This window comes from Mongoliitalea daihaiensis, assembly GCF_021596945.1.
GTDB classification, from domain to species: Bacteria; Bacteroidota; Bacteroidia; order Cytophagales; family Cyclobacteriaceae; genus Mongoliitalea; species Mongoliitalea daihaiensis.
In genome coordinates this window covers 3,068,435-3,086,346 of record NZ_CP063779.1, presented here as the reverse complement: position 1 = coordinate 3,086,346, position 17,912 = coordinate 3,068,435, and the positions used below count along the sequence as shown (strand labels likewise).

10 protein-coding genes are annotated in these 17,912 nt (G+C 38.8%); 5 read left to right on the top strand and 5 right to left on the bottom strand.

Features of this window, described 5'->3' with window-relative positions; translation table 11 throughout:
* Position 1 precedes the first annotated feature (1 nt).
* Positions 2–3,082, bottom strand: coding sequence for a SusC/RagA family TonB-linked outer membrane protein (locus IPZ59_RS13030; protein WP_236136486.1), 3,081 nt, complete (start codon positions 3,080–3,082; stop codon positions 2–4).
* Between the two features lie 281 nt (positions 3,083–3,363).
* Here IPZ59_RS13030 and IPZ59_RS13025 point away from each other — a divergent pair, with 281 nt between their 5' ends.
* The 5 genes from IPZ59_RS13025 (at position 3,364) to IPZ59_RS13005 (ending at position 12,512) form a co-directional block, all read left to right on the top strand.
* Entirely contained in the window at positions 3,364–6,210 is a 2,847-nt protein-coding gene (locus IPZ59_RS13025) for a two-component regulator propeller domain-containing protein (RefSeq protein WP_236136485.1), read from the top strand.
* A 49-nt stretch (positions 6,211–6,259) separates the two neighbouring features.
* Positions 6,260–7,552 (top strand): glycosyltransferase family 4 protein, encoded by a 1,293-nt coding sequence (locus IPZ59_RS13020; RefSeq protein ID WP_236136484.1) that lies wholly within the window; start codon positions 6,260–6,262, stop codon positions 7,550–7,552.
* 432 nt (positions 7,553–7,984) lie between these two features.
* A complete protein-coding gene (locus tag IPZ59_RS13015; RefSeq protein WP_236136483.1) occupies positions 7,985–8,473 on the top strand; it encodes a c-type cytochrome in 489 nt (162 codons plus the stop codon).
* Between the two features lie 11 nt (positions 8,474–8,484).
* Complete coding sequence (locus IPZ59_RS13010) at positions 8,485–10,905, top strand: outer membrane beta-barrel protein (protein ID WP_236136482.1); 2,421 nt, start codon at positions 8,485–8,487, stop codon at positions 10,903–10,905.
* Positions 10,906–10,907: 2 nt separating this feature from the next.
* Positions 10,908–12,512: a T9SS type A sorting domain-containing protein gene (locus tag IPZ59_RS13005; RefSeq protein ID WP_236136481.1), complete on the top strand. Its 1,605-nt coding sequence runs from the start codon at positions 10,908–10,910 to the stop codon at positions 12,510–12,512.
* A 9-nt stretch (positions 12,513–12,521) separates the two neighbouring features.
* Here IPZ59_RS13005 and IPZ59_RS13000 read toward each other — a convergent pair whose 3' ends face one another.
* The 4 genes from IPZ59_RS13000 to IPZ59_RS12985 are packed head-to-tail and all read right to left on the bottom strand — an operon-like array spanning position 12,522 to position 17,902.
* Positions 12,522–13,133: a hypothetical protein gene (locus tag IPZ59_RS13000; protein ID WP_236136480.1), complete on the bottom strand. Its 612-nt coding sequence runs from the start codon at positions 13,131–13,133 to the stop codon at positions 12,522–12,524.
* Positions 13,134–13,182: 49 nt separating this feature from the next.
* On the bottom strand, positions 13,183–14,136 hold the full coding sequence (gene metF, locus IPZ59_RS12995) for a methylenetetrahydrofolate reductase [NAD(P)H] (protein WP_236136479.1): 954 nt from the start codon (positions 14,134–14,136) through the stop codon (positions 13,183–13,185).
* A gap of 24 nt (positions 14,137–14,160) precedes the next feature.
* Positions 14,161–16,863 carry a methionine synthase gene (gene metH, locus IPZ59_RS12990; protein WP_236136478.1) on the bottom strand — a complete coding sequence of 901 codons (2,703 nt, stop codon included), beginning with the start codon at positions 16,861–16,863 and terminating at the stop codon, positions 14,161–14,163.
* The gene (locus IPZ59_RS12985) at positions 16,856–17,902 is read right to left on the bottom strand and encodes a homocysteine S-methyltransferase family protein (RefSeq protein ID WP_236136477.1); all 1,047 of its coding nucleotides are present in this window, start codon (positions 17,900–17,902) and stop codon (positions 16,856–16,858) included. The genes metH and IPZ59_RS12985 overlap by 8 nt, the downstream gene beginning before the upstream one ends.
* Positions 17,903–17,912 lie beyond the last annotated feature (10 nt).

The window sequence follows — 17,912 nt, the reverse complement described above, 5'->3', positions numbered from 1 at the left end:
CTTAGAATCTAAAATTTAAACCACCCATGATTACTCTTGCTTGAGGGAAGATCCCATTATCAACACCTGCAAACAATGGATTACCAGATCCTACATCTGGGTCAAAGCCCATATATCTAGTAAAGGTCAACAAGTTGTTTGCCGCAATGTAGAACCTCATCGAACGGATCCCGACTTTACCAGTTACAGCATCCGGCAAGGTGTAGCCAATCTGCACATTTCTTAATCGTGCAAATGAACCGTCTTCTACATAGAAGTCGGAAAACACGGTATTTCTAGTCTGACCAGTAGTTAAGCGAGGAATTTCATTTGTCGTCCCAGGACCAGTCCATCGATTTACATTGTAAGCCATTTTATTGGCAAATGGCTGCTGTCTTTCATAATTACGAATAATTTCCTGACCCAATGCTGCATAAATATTGGCAGAAAAATCAAAGCCTTTGTAGTCTACAGCAAAGTTGAAACCCATGATAAAATCTGGTATAGGAGAACCTAAGAATGTCAAATCAGATTCATCACTAAAACTGATGACTCCATCACCATTTGCATCTACAAAACGTAAATCACCTGGTCTAGCATCTGGTTGAACAACCGGACTTGATGCGATCTCCTCAGCAGTTTGCCAGATTCCGTCTGTTTGAAAACCTACGAAATATCCGATTGGAAACCCTTCTTGAAAACGTGTAGCAATATTACCACCTACTCCAAATCCAGCTCCCGGTATAAAGTCTAAACCTTCAGGTACTTTGGTCACTCTGTTCCTAATATAGGTCACGTTGTAATCAATACTGAAATTTACTCCACTTGGTCTCTTGGTCGCATACGCTATCTCCAATTCTACCCCACGGTTGGTAACATTACCAGCATTGATAAACGGAGGAAAACTACCAGGCCCATAAGAACCTAACAATGCAGAAACTTCCGGCTGGAACAATAAGTCTCTCGTATCTTTAATAAAGTAATTAGCTGTAAAGTCAATTTCTCTAAATAAGGTAAAGTCCAAACCAATATTCGTCTGAAGCGTGGTCTCCCACTTTAGATCAGGGTTACTGAATGTCCCAATTGCTGCACCATTAACAATGAAATCATTGAAAACATATCGAGCTAGTCCATTCATCAATCCACGATATCTAAATAAACCGATTTGGTCATTTCCTGATACTCCAAAACTAGCTCTTAGCTTCATGAAATCAATAACTCTTGAACTAAAGAAGTTTTCATCCGAAATAATCCAACCTCCAGAGATTGTCGGGAAATAACCTATCCTGTTGTTTGGACCAAAATTAGATGAACCATCTCTTCTTAAAATACCAGATATAGAATAACGTCCTTTATATTCATATTCTCCTCTCACAAAAGCAGAAACCAATTTCTGCATACTTTGAAAAGAACCTGTTTGATTTAAAAAGCCGCCTGGCGCTTGATTGGCAGAAATATCAGCAAATCTTACATCATTATTAGGTATGTTAAATGCTGTCCCATTCAACCCCATATTTCTATTGCCAAAGTAACTGACTCCCAAGGTACCTTTCACTCTATTATCGCTATCAAATGAGCGATCATAATTCAAAAATGCCTCTAGGTTGTAGTCCAAAAAGGAATCTCTTGATTCAAAGACATTAGCTCCTCTCTCGATCAAAGTACCACCTACATCTACCAACACTGGGTCTAAATTCTCATTTCTTGCAGAGTTGGCAAACTTACCTGGACCAAACCAAGCAAGAGGACTAAAGGATTTTACGTCGACCAATGCAAAATTGTATCCCGCTCTACCATTAATACTAAAATGATCATCAATTTGGTAAGACAATTCCTGCTTTCCAACGATTTTATTTACAGCAGCATTATTGAAAGTGTTTTCAATTTGGGCTAATGGATTAATAATATCTTGTACATTTTCTAGGTAAGAAAATCGGTTACCCACTCGTACCGGCTCTGTTGGATAAGCATTGATTGTATTAAATAATACCGAACCAATTCCTCCTTGTGGAATACCACTAGAACGCTCATGAGAATACAAGAATACTGAGGTCAACTTTAACTTAGGAGCGATTTCCGTAATAAAGTTGATACGCGCGTTGTAACGTTCAAAATTGGAGCGATCTCCACCTACGATACCTTGCTGCCCAAAATACCCCCCTCCAATTGAATAGGATGTCTTCTCAGAACCTCCATTTAGAGTAAGCATATGTTCTTGAATGGGAGCAGTCTGGAATATTTCTCGCTGCCAATCAGTGCCTGTTCCTAGATTAGTGTTTGCAAAAGGTGGCAAATTTCCTCCTGCTGCAAATGCCTCATTCGCTAATATGGCATATTCACTAGCATTTAAAAGATTCAATTGCCTTGCTGCCTCTTGAACCCCGTAATAGCTGCTAAATTCTAACGAAGGTTTTTGATTTTTTGTACCTTTCTTGGTCTCCACTATGATTACACCATTCGCCGCTCTCACACCATAAATACCAGCAGTGGCATCTTTCAAAACATTGATAGACTCAATATCATTGGGGTTTAACGAGTTTAGACCAGCTGCATCAAAAATAACACCATCCACCAAAATCAATGGATTGTTGTTACCGAATGTACCTAAACCTCGAATTCGGATATTAGATGTACCTCCTGGTGCACCGGAGTTTGTAGTGATAGTTACCCCAGAAAGCTTCCCTTGTAAGGCCTGATCTAATCTAGGCATATTCATGTCTGCGACTGCTTCACCTTTGATTTGTGAAACCGCACCTGTAAGTTCCTTTTTAGTGGCTGTACCGTAGCCTACAACGATCACTTCGTTAAGTGATGATATTTCATCATTCAAACGAATCATCAGTTCTGCTTGGTTTCCAACGGTAATCGTTTGGGTTGAGTAACCAATAAAACTAACTCTTAATTGATCCCCTGGTACAGCAGCAAGGGTAAAATTACCGTCTAGGTCAGTAACTGTTCCCGTAGATGTGCCTACCTTCAATATACTGGCTCCTGGAATGGGATCACCCCGTTCGTCGAGTACTTGTCCTCGAATGGACCCTGTTTGAGCAAACAATGACAATTGAATACCCAAAAACAAAAGTAATGTAAATAATTTTTTCATGTATTTTGGATTTATAATACTATCACAAGGACCGAAAGATTGTACATCAATCAAAAACTAAGAGTACATCAATACTACATCAACGAAACAAAATAACTTTCACAAAAACACATCAACTGCAAAAAAGGCATGAATTTCAATCGTTTTCGTAGTGTAAATGCATATTTTCCTAAGAAATGATAGATTAATCACAAATACATCAAAAAAAAATGTATTTTCGAAACTAGTTTAAGTTTACCCATTTCATGCGCATACATCATTATCTAATTTTACTCCTATTCATGAGCACTCAACTAACTGCACAGGAAATGGGGTTGCCTTTTTACCATTATTTTTCCAGTAAGGAATATGATGGGGGCATGCAGAATTATGCTATTAGCCAAAACAAATATGGCATCATTTACACTGCAAATAATTTTGGTTTACTTGAATATGATGGGGGAAATTGGGAACGTTATGGTCTCCCCAACAGTACCAAGATACGCGATCTCTACATCGAAAATGACGGCCGTATTTACGTCGCAGGTCAAGGCCAACTAGGATACTTTAGACCAAATCAAAAAGGATTGTTGGAGTTCATTTCTTGGATACCCAAACTCCCACTAGAATATCAAAATATTGAGGAAGTTTGGAAAGTATACAAACACCAAGATGATTTGATTTTTTGTTCATTCTATGCAATATTTATTTTTGATCAACATGGAACACTCAAACATACGATAGAATCAAAAGGTAATTTTCAGAGTTTCCACCAAACCAATCAACAGCTCTATTTTCAAGACAATGAGGCTGGACTACTTAAACTAAATAACGGAGGAACTACGATCAAACTATCAGATCCAGACGTATTCAATAATGAAGTTATCACTGGGATTTTTGAAATTAATTCAGGTCAATTACAAATCTATATGGCTGGAGGCAATCTCCTGAACTATGCTTCTCAAAAGGTACGCGTTGAAAATAACTCCAAAACAAAAGGTATCAGCTCTATCAATACAGTATTGCGATTGAAGAATGGTAACATTGCCATTGGGACCCAATACCAAGGACTTTTTATTTTTGATGAAAGCGGTCAACTCGTCTTAAACATGGATAAAGAACGAGGTCTAAGAAACAATACAATCCTTTCTCTTTTTGAAGATATCAATGGAAATTTATGGATTGGCCATAATAATGGTATTAGTCTATTGGAACTTCGACTGCCTTTCCGGGTTTTCGGAAGAGATGTTGGGATCAATGGGACAGGCTATGCAGCTGTACAATTCCAAGATGATATTTATCTAGGAACCAATATACATGTAAAAAAAATATCCAGAAATTCCAATGAATTATCAAGCGTAAGTAACACAGATGGGCAATCCTACAGTTTTTCAATCATTGGAAATGACCTATTATTGGGACACAATGCCGGTGGATTTGTACTAAATAAAAATGAAGCCATTCCAATGAATGGATTAGATGGGGTTTGGAACTTTTTAGCCTTAGAAAACCACCCTGGCTTTTTCTTGGCTGGGACTTACAGCGGAGTCGCCCTTTATCAAAAAGTAAATGATAACTATCAATTTGTCCGTAGATTAAATGGATTCAATGAGTCATCAAGACTCATTCAACGCGATGATTATGGTAACCTTTGGATGTCACACGGCTACAAAGGAATTTATAAATTAATCCTTTCTGATGACCTTACTTCTGTAGAAGCAAAATTTTATGGAAACAAAGAAGGATTACCGACTAACTTATTAAATTCAGTATGGAAGATCGGGGGTCGTTTAATATTCACTACAGAATTTGGTCTCTATCAATACAACCAACGAACGGATAAATTTGAAAAAGAACAATTAATCAATTCTTATTTCAATGAAGATATTTTGATCACAAGCCTAGTAGAGGATCCAGTTGGTAACATTTTTTATATTGGATCCAATGAAATCGGCATACTTGAAAAACAATTAGACGGGACGTATCAAAAATCAACACAACTATTTAATCGCTTACTCCCTTTATTGAATGATGATCTTCAAAACATCTCTTTACTCCGCACCAATGAAGTGATGTTCGCTGCAAAAGAAGGATTTATATGGTATAAAAAAGCCATCAACGAACTAGTGCCTCCTCCTTATCCAACTTTTATCAGGTCTGTGCACGTTACGGGCATGTCTGACTCACTAGTGGCTATAGGAAAAAACATAGACTTCATGGAGGAGAGATTTGGACTGGAAACAAAAGGTAAAAATTTGGTTTTGCCTTTCAATAAGTCTGACATCCGATTCGAATTCTCCAACAGCATTCCCAACAGCCAATTGAATACACATTTTAGAGTGAGGCTTGATGGGTTGGAAGAGGAATTTGGTGATTGGTCTGCTAAAAGTGATAAAGAATACACCAATCTTCGTGAGGGGTCTTATAAATTCTATGTGCAAAGCAAGGATATTTATGGACAAATAGGAGAAGCTATCCCCTTTACTTTCTCTATTCTTCCTCCTTGGTATAGAACCAGTCTCGCTTATTTCATTTACTTTTTGGGAAGTGCTGTTTTATTGATAGGAATCTTCAATAGAGTAGATCGTCGATATCAAAAGAAAACTAAAATAATCACGGCCAAGCAACAGGAGGAACTGAATCAAAAAGAAACTGATCTCGAAATATCCAAACAAGAGTTGGCCCGTCTTCAAACCGAAAAATTAGAAGCAGAGATCCAAAGTAAAAATAAAGAACTGGCATCTGCTACCATGCATTTACTGAACAAAAATGAATTTATTGATCATACCAAAAATCAACTTTCCCAAATTATTAAAAAAAGTAAAAATCAAGAAGTCAAAAATGAGTTAGAAAAAGTCATCAATAGCATTGATAAAAATATAGCGGAAGACAATGATTGGGAACAATTTGAAATTCATTTTGATCAAGTCCATGGAGATTTTATGGAACGGTTTAAAAAATCATTCCCAAGTTTAAGCCCACAGGAAATCAAACTCTCTGCTTACTTAAGAATGAATCTATCTACCAAAGAAATTGCACACTTGATGAATATCTCTGCAAGAGGAGTAGAAATCTCGCGCTACCGCCTACGTAAAAAGTTAAACTTGGAGCGAAGCGAAAACCTTCAGGAATTTATCTTGAAGTTTTAATTTCAAAAAAACTCATGTTAGTTCCTTAGTATTTGGTTTAATTTGCAACATGAGTTCCAAGCGCGTTTTGATCATCACCTACTATTGGCCGCCATCTGCTGGTTCTGGAGTACAACGCTGGTTGAAATTTGCTAAGTATCTTCCTGAGTTCGGATGGGAACCCGTAATTTTCACGCCCGAAAATCCAGCTTTTGAACTACAAGACCATAGCTTAGCCAAAGAAATCGATCCCAGTCTTGAGGTAATAAAGTTCCCGATCTGGGAACCCTATGGCATTTTCAAAAAATTAAAAGGCCAACAAGTAGGAGATCCATCTAAAATTTTAGAGAAGAAAAAACCTTCATTTTTTGAACGCTTGAGTATTTGGTTGCGGGCTAATGTCCTTATACCAGATCCTCGGGTCTTTTGGGTAAATCCTTCGGTAAGCTTTTTAGAAGATGCTTTCCGCAAAGGGCAATACCAAGCTGTCATTACCACAGGTCCACCCCACAGCATGCATGTAATCGGGATGAAGTTACATGAAAAAACTGGGACCCCTTGGCTAGCGGACTTTAGAGACCCTTGGAGTCAGTGGGAGTTTCTAGACACCTTGCCTATGCTGCCTTGGGTACGCAAGTACCACAGAAAACTTGAGCAAAAAGTGCTAACACAAGCCAATGCCATAACAACCATTAGCCCTACCTTTCAGCGAGACTTAGCCAATTTAGCTCAACGAGAAATTCATCTCCTAACCAATGGTTTTGATGGGGCTGATTTTCCCCAGGAAGCAGCCGTAGATTCCTTGAAAGAAAAGGATATTGAAATCGTGTACTCAGGAGTCATTGATGCCATTCGCAATCCCCTACCCTTTTTGGATGCTTTCAAGAAAGCATTTGAAAAGGGCTCGAAAACAGTTCGATTGAGATTTGTGGGTAAGGTTTCTATAGCTGCCGAAGAATATGTAAAGAAAGATGCTTGGCTTGCTGCCCATGTGGAGTTTGTGGGTTATGTCTCACATCAACGGGTTTTTGAATTTTACCAAGCAGCAGATATGTTATTATTGCTATTGACTACAACAAAGAATGCCCAAGGAAATATCCCTGGCAAATTGTTTGAATACATGGCGAGTGGGAAAATGATCCTTGGATTGGGAGATCCTGAGGGGGATGCTGCGAATATCATCAAGCAAGCCCACGCGGGGATGATTCTTGATCCAAGCGATGAAACGCAAATTATGGATGTCTTAGTGAATTTTGATCCTAAGGAGGAAATGTCTCATGTGGATTTCATAGAGCGGTTTTCGAGGAGGAGCCTGACGAGAGAACTTTCCTGTTTACTGCAAAAAATCACTCTTGAAAACTAGGCTTATTTCAAAACTAGTCCTAAAAACTATTACTTTTTATTATAAGCAGTTATCAATCACCATTATTTATCAACTAATTTTTACTGAAATAAAAATCCTTTTCATACTATTTCTTTTTTTTACCTAATTAAAGAATAACACTAATCCATGCCGATCATGTGACAAAAGTCATAGATATTTTTTATCGCTTTTAGTAATTTCAACTTCATAAATAAGAAGATTTAAATTAGATCTGATTTCATTTTTTTTACACCCCGAAATCAACTTTCTTAATTCTAACCAACACAAAATTTAATAATTTTAATTAAAAATATTCTGTGATTATTTTAAAACTATTATTAAACCTACTCAATAATAATATGTCTAAGTAAAAAAAGAAAACTTGTTTTTCAAGTTTCACAACACTTAAAACAGCCATAATTTATTAGTATTATGAACACCCATCTAAAAACCTCTCTGCTAATAGCATTTGCTGTAGGCATAAGCGTAGGAATCACTTCCTTTATTCCCAACTCAATAAGCCAAATTGGCTTAACCTTAAACACCTTAGAGCCAGAGTCCATTTCATCAACTGAGGATATTAAAGCTTTGAAATTAATGGCTCAGCAATGCTTTACTTGTCATAATCCTGACATGACCGGAGGAAAAGAAAACAGGCTTGCACCTCCAATGCATAAAGTACGGGAACACTATCTTAAGACTGAAACAACTAAAGAAGTCTTTATAAAAGATGTGGTAACTTTTGTCAAGAATCCACAGGAAGAAAAATCCAAAATGAAAGGGGCTATTCGTAATTTCGGATTGATGCCCGCCATCTATGTGGACACTAAAGATGCTCAGATGATTGCAGCTTACCTGTATAAAAATGATTTAGCTTCCGATGAATGGATGAAGAAATGGGAAGCTTTTAAAATCAGATAACAATACGACTGATGCAAACCACACACCCAACCCGAATATTTCTTGTAAGCTTGTTACCTTTCCTGCTGAGTATCGCTGCGATGGCTCAGCAAGTAACCGTTTCTGGAACGGTTAAAAGGCAGCATGATCGAGAGTCCTTACCCTATGTGAATATATTGGTACAAGCTACATCAGATAGTAGTTTTATTTCGGGAACAGTCACCAATGACCTTGGGATCTTTACTCTTGCACCTATGCAACCTGGAAAGTATTTAATTAGCTTCTCTTATGTGGGTTTTCAGCCCAAAACGGAAATCATCGAAGTTGGAAGACTTAGTAAGTTTATCGACTTAGGAACGATCTATTTATCAGAAACGACAGAAGACCTCGACGCCTTCACGGTTTCCGGAATTCGGGAAGAGGTAGAGGCTGCTTTAGATAGAAAAGTATTCACCTTAGAAGATAATATTAGCCAATTAGGTGGCTCGGTACTTCAAGCCATGCAAAACTTACCCGGAATTACCATAGATCAAAATGGAACGGTCTTTCTTCGTGGCAGTGATAAAGTAGCCATTCTATTGGATGGCAAGCAAACAGCTATTACTGGAATTGGTGCCCAGTCTGGACTGGAAAACTTTCCAGCATCCTCTATAGAGAGAATTGAAATCATCAATAATCCCTCATCCAAATTTGATGCAACAGGAAATGCGGGGATTATCAACATTATTTTCAAAAAAGAAAAAGAAGAAGGTTGGAGAGGAAATGTAGGCATGATCGCAGGAGTGGGTAACTTATTTCAAAAAAAGACAAGTCTTCCTGGTTTACGTGATCAGTATAGATTCACACCTAAACTCAACCCATCTATTTCCCTTAACTACCGAAAGGACAAGGTTAATTTATTTTTGCAAGGAGATGTATTGTGGCATCAGCAATTGATGAAAAATGAGTTTACCGATAGAATCTTCAATGATGGAACACATATACAGCAACAATACATAGAAAATAGAACACAGCCTATTTATAATTTCAGAACAGGCCTTGATTGGAATCCAAATGAACGTAATTCATTTACTTTTTCAGGCTTGTTCAATTATAGAGCTTATGTGGATCTGGGAGATATTGCCTATGTTGATGTACCTACAGATCGAAGGGTTCGGCTTTGGCAGTACTATGAAGATGAAGTAAATCAGACCCTATTTGCAACGCTAACTCATCGATACGCTTTTTTACAGCCAGGGCATACGCTCACGACCTCATTCAATTACTCTTTCCGAAGGAAAGACGAACTTTTCTACTTCACCAATCAGGAATTAGACTTTATTGGTACTGATACGACGGCACTGATTGCGGATGAAAATATTTTTGACTTTACCATGGACTATGTGAAGCCGTTGAGAAGTGGTAGAATGGAATTGGGAACTAAACAACGTTCACGGGTATTTCCAAATCTGATCACCTTTAGTCCGGGGAACAACTCTATTCTTGATCCTCAATTGGCGGGAAGTGCAGAGTACCGAGAATGGCTATCAGCTGTCTATGGAAATTATATTTATGAACGGAATAAACTTGAACTGGAAGTAGGACTTCGACTAGAATATGTGAAAGTTGATTATTTGGTAGATCCCAATCATGCCGTCTATGAAAGTGCTGGATTTGATTATTTTGAGCCTTTTCCAAGTCTGAGGGCTTCTTATTATCTCTCGGACAATAGCAATTTCAGCATCTTTTATAACAGAAGGGTTGATAGACCAGAGGAAAAAAATCTCCGTGCATTCCCAACTTACGCAGATCCTGAAATTTTAAGTATTGGTAACCCTACCCTGATACCACAATTTACCCAATCTGTAGAATCTGGATACAAGCAATCTTTTGACAAAGGCTTTGTATATGGTGCTGTATACCATAGAGCATCACAAAATATCCTGACTCGGATAATTACGGAGGTTCCAGGTACATCCAGACTGGTAGCTATAGATCAAAATGCAGACCGTGGATGGAATACAGGTGTTGAATTGGTTTGGACGCAAAAATTTAGCAAAGTCTTTACCTTAAATGCCAACTCCAATATTTTCCAAAACAGAATTGGAGCCTTTGACTTGATCAATGCATACCCTGATGGGATATCATTTTCAAGAGGTGAAGAAAGAGCACTTACGGGTAATGTCAAGCTCAATGGGGTATTTAAGTTACCAAGAAGTTTAGATTTCCAATTAACAGCCATTTACTTGGCGCCGGATATTGTCCCTCAAGGTAGAATCTTGGCCCGCTACCATATCGATGGTGGAGTGACAAAGAAAATCCAAGAAGGCAAAGGTGAATTATTCTTTAATGCTTCCGATATCTTCAATACCCTGATAATTCAATATCAACTTGAGGGGAATGATTTCACGTTAAACTCAACGGACTTCTTCGAAACTCAAGTATTTAGATTAGGCTACACTTACAGATTCTAGTGATGAAAAAGATTATAACCTTGATACTACTTCTAGTGGCTTTTGGAATAAAAGCGCAGGAGGAATCCTTTCCATATGAAGTTTCACTAAATCCTTTAAGCATACCAAACTTACCTGGATTGCACTCATACGCTTTTGGGCAACATGATGGTAAATGGATCTTTATTGGAGGAAGAATAGATGGGCTTCATGCCAGACAAGCCAATGCATCTTTTCCAGCATCCCAAAATAACCGACAAATCTTTGTAGTAGATATTAACAAATCCCTGGTTTATACTTCGTCAATAGAAAATCTTCCTACTGATTTAAAAGAACAGCTTCAATCAACCAATATGAATTTTTTTCAAGATGGAGAAAAACTTTATTTTATCGGTGGCTATGCATTCGCATCTTCCAAAGGTAATCACATCACATTTCCATTTATTACAGTAATTGACCTAGCTAGTTTGACTGAGGCTGTCATTTTGGAAAAAGATATTTCCGAAAGTTTCTACCAAGTTCATGATGAACGATTCGCAGTTACAGGAGGACAATTAGGGAAACTTGGAGATACATTTCTTTTAGTGGGCGGGCATCGATTTGATGGAAGATACAATCCAATGGGAAACCCAACATTTGTACAGAGCTACACCAATCAAATCAAACGGTTTAAAATCCAGACATCCACTGGTAATGCCTTTCAAATTTTTGACTATCAAGAGGATGCCGATCAGGTGCATCTTCATAGAAGAGATTTTAACTTAGTACCACAAGTGTTCCCATCAGGAGAATTGGGCTATATGATTTCTTCAGGTGTTTTTCAACTCAATGCAGACTTACCTTTTCTTTACCCAGTAGATATAAGCTTAGATGGATATAAACCTCGAACAGGGTTTAATCAATACCTTAGTCACTATCATGGCGCCAAAGTAGCTTTATTTGATGAAGAAAATAATCAAAATCACAGCTTATTCTTTGGAGGATTAAGCCAATATTATTACCAAAATGGCAGCTTAATCAAAGATGACTTAGTTCCTTTTGTCAGAACAATCAGCAGAGTTACACGCTTTTCAGATGATACTTTTCAAGAGTTTGTACTTCCTAAAGAAATGCCTAAACTACAAGGAACGAGCGCAGAATTTATTCCTAATCTATCCCTACCAATGTTTCCAAATAAAGTTATCAAACTTCAAGACATAGAAGCTGAGGAGTTTACCATCGGGCACATCTTCGGGGGGATATCAAGTCCTTCCTTAAATCCATTTTCTGTCAATCAAACCTTAACCACTCAGGCAGATCCTACAATTTTTGAAGTGAAATTACGTAAATCCACTATAACCTCTATTAATCCGATAGAAGGTTCAAACCCTTTTGAAATAAGCGTTTATCCCAACCCATTTATTAACAGGCTTACACTTAAATTTTATACGGAAGAGCCTTCAGATATTTCCTATTTCGTTACCAATTCGAAAGGCCAACTATTGATAAATGAAAAAATAATCTCCAACCCCGGTCTCAATGAAATCCCAATATTTTTGGAAGGACAGCAATCTGACTTATTCATTGTCAGCGTTTCTTTCAATGATATTTTCTATGATAGCAAAAAAGTAATTAAAGTCTTAAAATAGCTTTCAAGATTAAAAAACCTTTAACCTCAATCCCTCAAAACTGAACCGCCTATCATCGCTAAGAGTCAGCACTAGGCCCAAATCAAATTCGACTGAATAGTGCGGTGCTGTTAGCAGTTGTAGCCTGATCTGATCATTTTCAAAAAAATCAAATCGTAGGTTTAAAAACTCGTCTAAAGGTAAAAGATTGCCACCACCCATAATCACACCAAAAAGAAAAGAAAGATCAGTCCCAGCTTGATAAGCTTTGCCATTCCAATCAACAACAGTATTAGCAAGTACCTTTAAGTCCTTGACGTAATCTATGGATACAGGTGATATTGGAGAGCAGGCTAAAGCAGAAGGGATTAGCCCAAAATTAGTTTTAGCGTTTAGATATCCAATCATGGCTGTCTCCTCTATTGCTATAACTATTGCCACTTCCTTATAAGCGTATGCTTGGGTATGATCAAAGTCCTGCACAAGATTGATCACTTGGGCATCAAACTTTTCAATTCTAAAATCTCTTACCTTGGGTACTCGACCACAGCTACAATCATCTAAACAAAATAAATCACATGAAAGCGGAACAAACCCCATAAAAATCAAGAAAAATAAGAGCGATAATTTATTCCCTTTCATATACTACTGAAAATATAGTCCTAATCAAACGAAAGTTAATCACAAAAATCTAGAATACCTCTTTTGCTATCTGATACGTAGCCTCCGCCTTACTCATAGTATAGTAATGAAGCACCTGAAGTCCATTGTCAATCAGATCTTTACTCTGATAAATAGCCCATTCAATTCCCACTTGTTTCACATCAGCGTTGGTTTTACATTTTTCCAACTCGTCCATTAGTGCATCGGGCATATCAATAAAGAAAGTTCTCGGCAACATGCTGATTTGTCCCAAAGTTGTGATAGGTTTCAATCCTGGAATAATTGGCACATCAATTCCCATTTCTCTAACTTTTCTGACAAATTCATAGAATTTTTCATTATCAAAAAACATCTGAGTCACGATATACTCTGCTCCAGCATCGATTTTTTCTTTTAAGTATTTAAGATCCGTACGCAAACTTGGTGCTTCAAAGTGCTTTTCTGGATAACCACCTACCCCCACACAAAAATCAGTATGGAAGCTAGTTTCCGTCTCTTCGTGCAGGTACTTGCCATGATTCATTCCAATGATTTGTTTCACCAAATCTTTGGTAAATGCATGGCCTCCTTCTTCTGGTACAAACTTATTTGCTGTCTTGGGAGCATCACCTCTCAGTGCAAGGACATTTTGTACACCAATAAAGTTTAAATCAATCAAAGCATTCTCTGTTTCCTCTTTGGTAAAACCTCCACATAGCAAATGAGGTACTGCATCTACATGAAAGCGATTCATGATCGCTGCACAAATACCAACAGTTCCTGGCCTCTTTTTGGTAGCCACACGTTCCAAAAGTCCGTTGGGATGTTTCTTGTAAATAAACTCTTCCCGATGGTAAGTGACATCTACGAAGGGGGGCTTAAAATCCATCAATGGAGCTATGCCATCACACAAATCCTGCATGCTTTGCCCTTTTAATGGCGGTAAAATTTCAAAAGAAAATAGCGTTTTTTCTGCCTGAGAGATATATTCTGTAATTTTCATAACTGCTACGTTGCTATCAAATACTTAATTTTCAACTGTTACAAGCATTGGAGTATATGCTAAATTTGGGGATAACCATTTTTCTGCTTGTTGCTTGGAAACTCCTTTCCGTTTGGCATAATCTTCCACTTGATCTTCTCCGATTTTTCCTAATCCAAAATACTTACTTTCAGGATGTCCGAAGTAAAATCCAGATACAGAAGATGTCGGATACATGGCAAAAGAATCCGTCAGGGTAATTCCTGTAAGTTCCTCTACCCGAAGCAAGTCAAAAAGCGTGCGCTTTTCTGAATGCTCAGGACATGCCGGATACCCCGGAGCTGGACGTATCCCTGTATATTCTTCTTTGATCAAAAACTCATTAGTTAGATTTTCATCTGGCGCATACCCCCACAATTCTTTACGAACCAATTCGTGCAGATATTCGGCTCCAGCTTCGGCCAATCGGTCAGCCAAGGCCTTCAACATGATGTCATGATAATCATCGTGAGTGGCTTGAAACTCCGCTAATTTTTTCTCTATTCCCCATCCTGTGGTGATGGCAAAGCCACCCATGTAATCTTCTCTATCTGGATGTAGATAGTCGGCTAGGGAACGATTAGGAACTCCTCTCCCCTTTTTTCCTTGTTGACGTAAAAAGTGGAAGTAATATTCTTTGTCCACTCCCACAACTTCCACATCATCTTCCCTTCGTTGAACAGGAAATAAGCCTACAACCGCTTTTGCTTTTAACCATTGTTCTTCAATAATTGAATCCAGCATGCGATTAGCCTCTTGATAAAGTCGCTTAGCTTCTTCACCTACCACAGGATCTTCCAATATTTTCGGAAATCTACCCGACAACATCCACGTACTAAAGAATGGTGTCCAATCGATGTAAGATCTCAATAAAGACAAGTCCAAATCATCCAACACCGTAATCCCTGTCTGAATAGGTTTCACTGGATTGTAATGCTCCCAATCAATGAACACTGGATTATCTTTAGCTTGAGCGTAGGAAACCAATTGTTTCACTTGTTGTTTGGCCTCATGCTCTTCGCGCAAGCGTTGATAGGTTTCTTTAATCTGCAAATGGTAGGCTTCCTTCGTTTCTTCTGAAATCGACTCACCGGCAATTGGAACCGATTTGGAAGCATCCGTTACATGGATGACTGTGCCAGAGTATACAGGATCAATCTTTACAGCTGTGTGTATACGGGATGTAGTAGCTCCACCAATCAGTAAAGGAATCTTTAAGCCTTGTCGCTCCATCTCAGCTGCCACATTGACCATTTCATCCAATGAAGGGGTTATCAAACCTGAAAGACCAATGATATCCACCTTGTTTTTAATAGCCTCATCGATGATTTTTTGAGCCTCTACCATTACTCCTAAATCGATGATATGATAACTGTTACAAGCCAACACAACTCCCACGATATTTTTCCCTATATCGTGTACGTCCCCCTTGACAGTAGCTAACAAAATCTTCTTCACACTGCTTTGTTCAGCATTAAAATCAGCGTCCCCAGCTTTGGGCATAAAGGGCTCAAGGTAGGCTACGGCTTTTTTCATCACCCGTGCAGATTTTACCACCTGCGGCAAAAACATTTTACCTTCGCCAAAGAGATCACCCACCACATTCATCCCATCCATCAACGGCCCTTCGATGACTTTCAATGGATTTACATATTTCACACGGGCCTCCTCTGTATCTTCAATAACATGGTCAATGATTCCTTTGATTAGCGCATGTTCAATTCTTTTTTCTACATTATCTGAGCGCCAAGCCTCATTGACTACCTCTTTTTTACCAGCTGATTTGACTGTTTCGGCAAACTCCAACAAGGCTTCAGTCGCGGTATCCTTTCGATCAAAAAGTACATCTTCTACCTTTTCCAATAAATCCTTTGGAATATCATCGTATACTTCCAACATCGTGGGATTGACAATTCCCATATCCATTCCATGTTTGATAGCATGGTACAAAAATGCCGCATGCATGGCTTCCCGTACTCGGTCATTGCCACGGAAAGAAAAACTGACATTACTCACCCCTCCACTGACCTTTGCTCCAGGGAGATTTTGCTTGATCCATTGAGTAGCCAAGAAAAAATCCAAAGCGTTGCGTCTATGTTCTTCCATGCCGGTAGCTACCGGGAATATATTCGGATCAAAGATGATGTCATGTGGATTGAAGTTGACCACCTCCACCAACAAATCATAACTGCGTTTACATATCTCCACTCTCCGCTCGTATGTATCAGCTTGGCCTTTTTCATCAAAAGCCATCACTACCACCGCTGCTCCAAATTTCTTGATGGTTTTTGCTTGATGAATGAATTCCGCTTCTCCATTTTTCAAACTGATGGAATTCACAATACTCTTCCCTTGCACACATTTCAATCCTGCCACAATAATCTCCCATCTAGAAGAATCAATCATAATAGGAATACGGCTGATTTCCGGTTCGGAAGCAATCAAATTTAAAAAGCGTGTCATAGCAGCCACTCCATCCAACATCCCTTCATCCATACACACATCCAAGACCTGTGCTCCACCTCTAACCTGATCCAAAGCCACATCCAAGGCCTCATCGTATTGACTGTTGAGAATCAAACGGGCAAATTTTTTGGAGCCTGTCACGTTGGTTCGCTCTCCTACGTTGACAAAATTGATTTCAGGTGTGAAAACCAATGGCTCCAAACCAGATAATTTCAAAACTTGACTATTTCTGATCTTACTCATCACGTTCTACTTCAAATGTTCTTCTTCGGGGACTATAATTAGCCGCTATACTTGCAATCGCCTGAATATGCTCTGGAGTAGTCCCACAACATCCCCCCAAAATATTCACAAAGCCTTCTTTCAAAAAGACCTCAATCTGATCTGCCATTTCTGTTGCGCCCTGATCATATTGACCAAATTCATTGGGTAACCCTGCATTGGGATATGCAGATACCAGAAATGGAGCATTTTCAGCCAAAACCTTCAGATATGGTCTCAGTTCTTTGGCGCCCAAGGCACAATTTAATCCTACTGAAAACAGAGGCACATGAGATACAGAGATTAAAAAAGCCTCAGTAGTTTGCCCAGAAAGCGTTCGTCCCGAAGCATCTGTAATAGTGCCAGAAATCATGACAGGAATCCCACCCTCTTCGGGATTTAAAGGAATGTTTCGCTGCTCAAAGACTTCTTGAATTGCATACAATGCCGCTTTTGCATTGAGTGTATCGAAAATGGTTTCCACCAATAAGATATCTGATCCCCCATCCAACAATCCTTTTACTTGTTCTTCATAAGCAGTTACCAATTGATCGAATGTAATCGCACGATACCCTGGGTCGTTGACATCCGGAGAAAGAGATGCAGTCCTATTGGTTGGACCCAATGCACCTGCTACAAACCGAGGGCAAGCTGGATTTTTAGCTGAAAATTCATCCGCAACTTCTCGGGCAATTTTGGCTGATTCAAAATTGATCGTATACGCCAGCTGAGAAAGTCCATAATCTTCCTGTGCAATGGATGTTCCTGAAAACGTGTTGGTTTCGATGATATCTGCACCTGCTTCAAAATAAGCAGCATGGATTGCCTTGATGATGTCAGGTCGGGAAAGGGACAACAAGTCATTATTCCCTTTCAATGGTTTGGGATGATTGGCTAGTTCGGGCGTTCTGAAATCCTGTTCCGATAGCTTGTAGCGCTGAATCATGGTGCCCATGGCTCCATCTAAGATCAAGACTTTTTGTTGCGCAAGTGATAATAACTGTTCCGTTCTGTTTTTCATAATCGTTCAT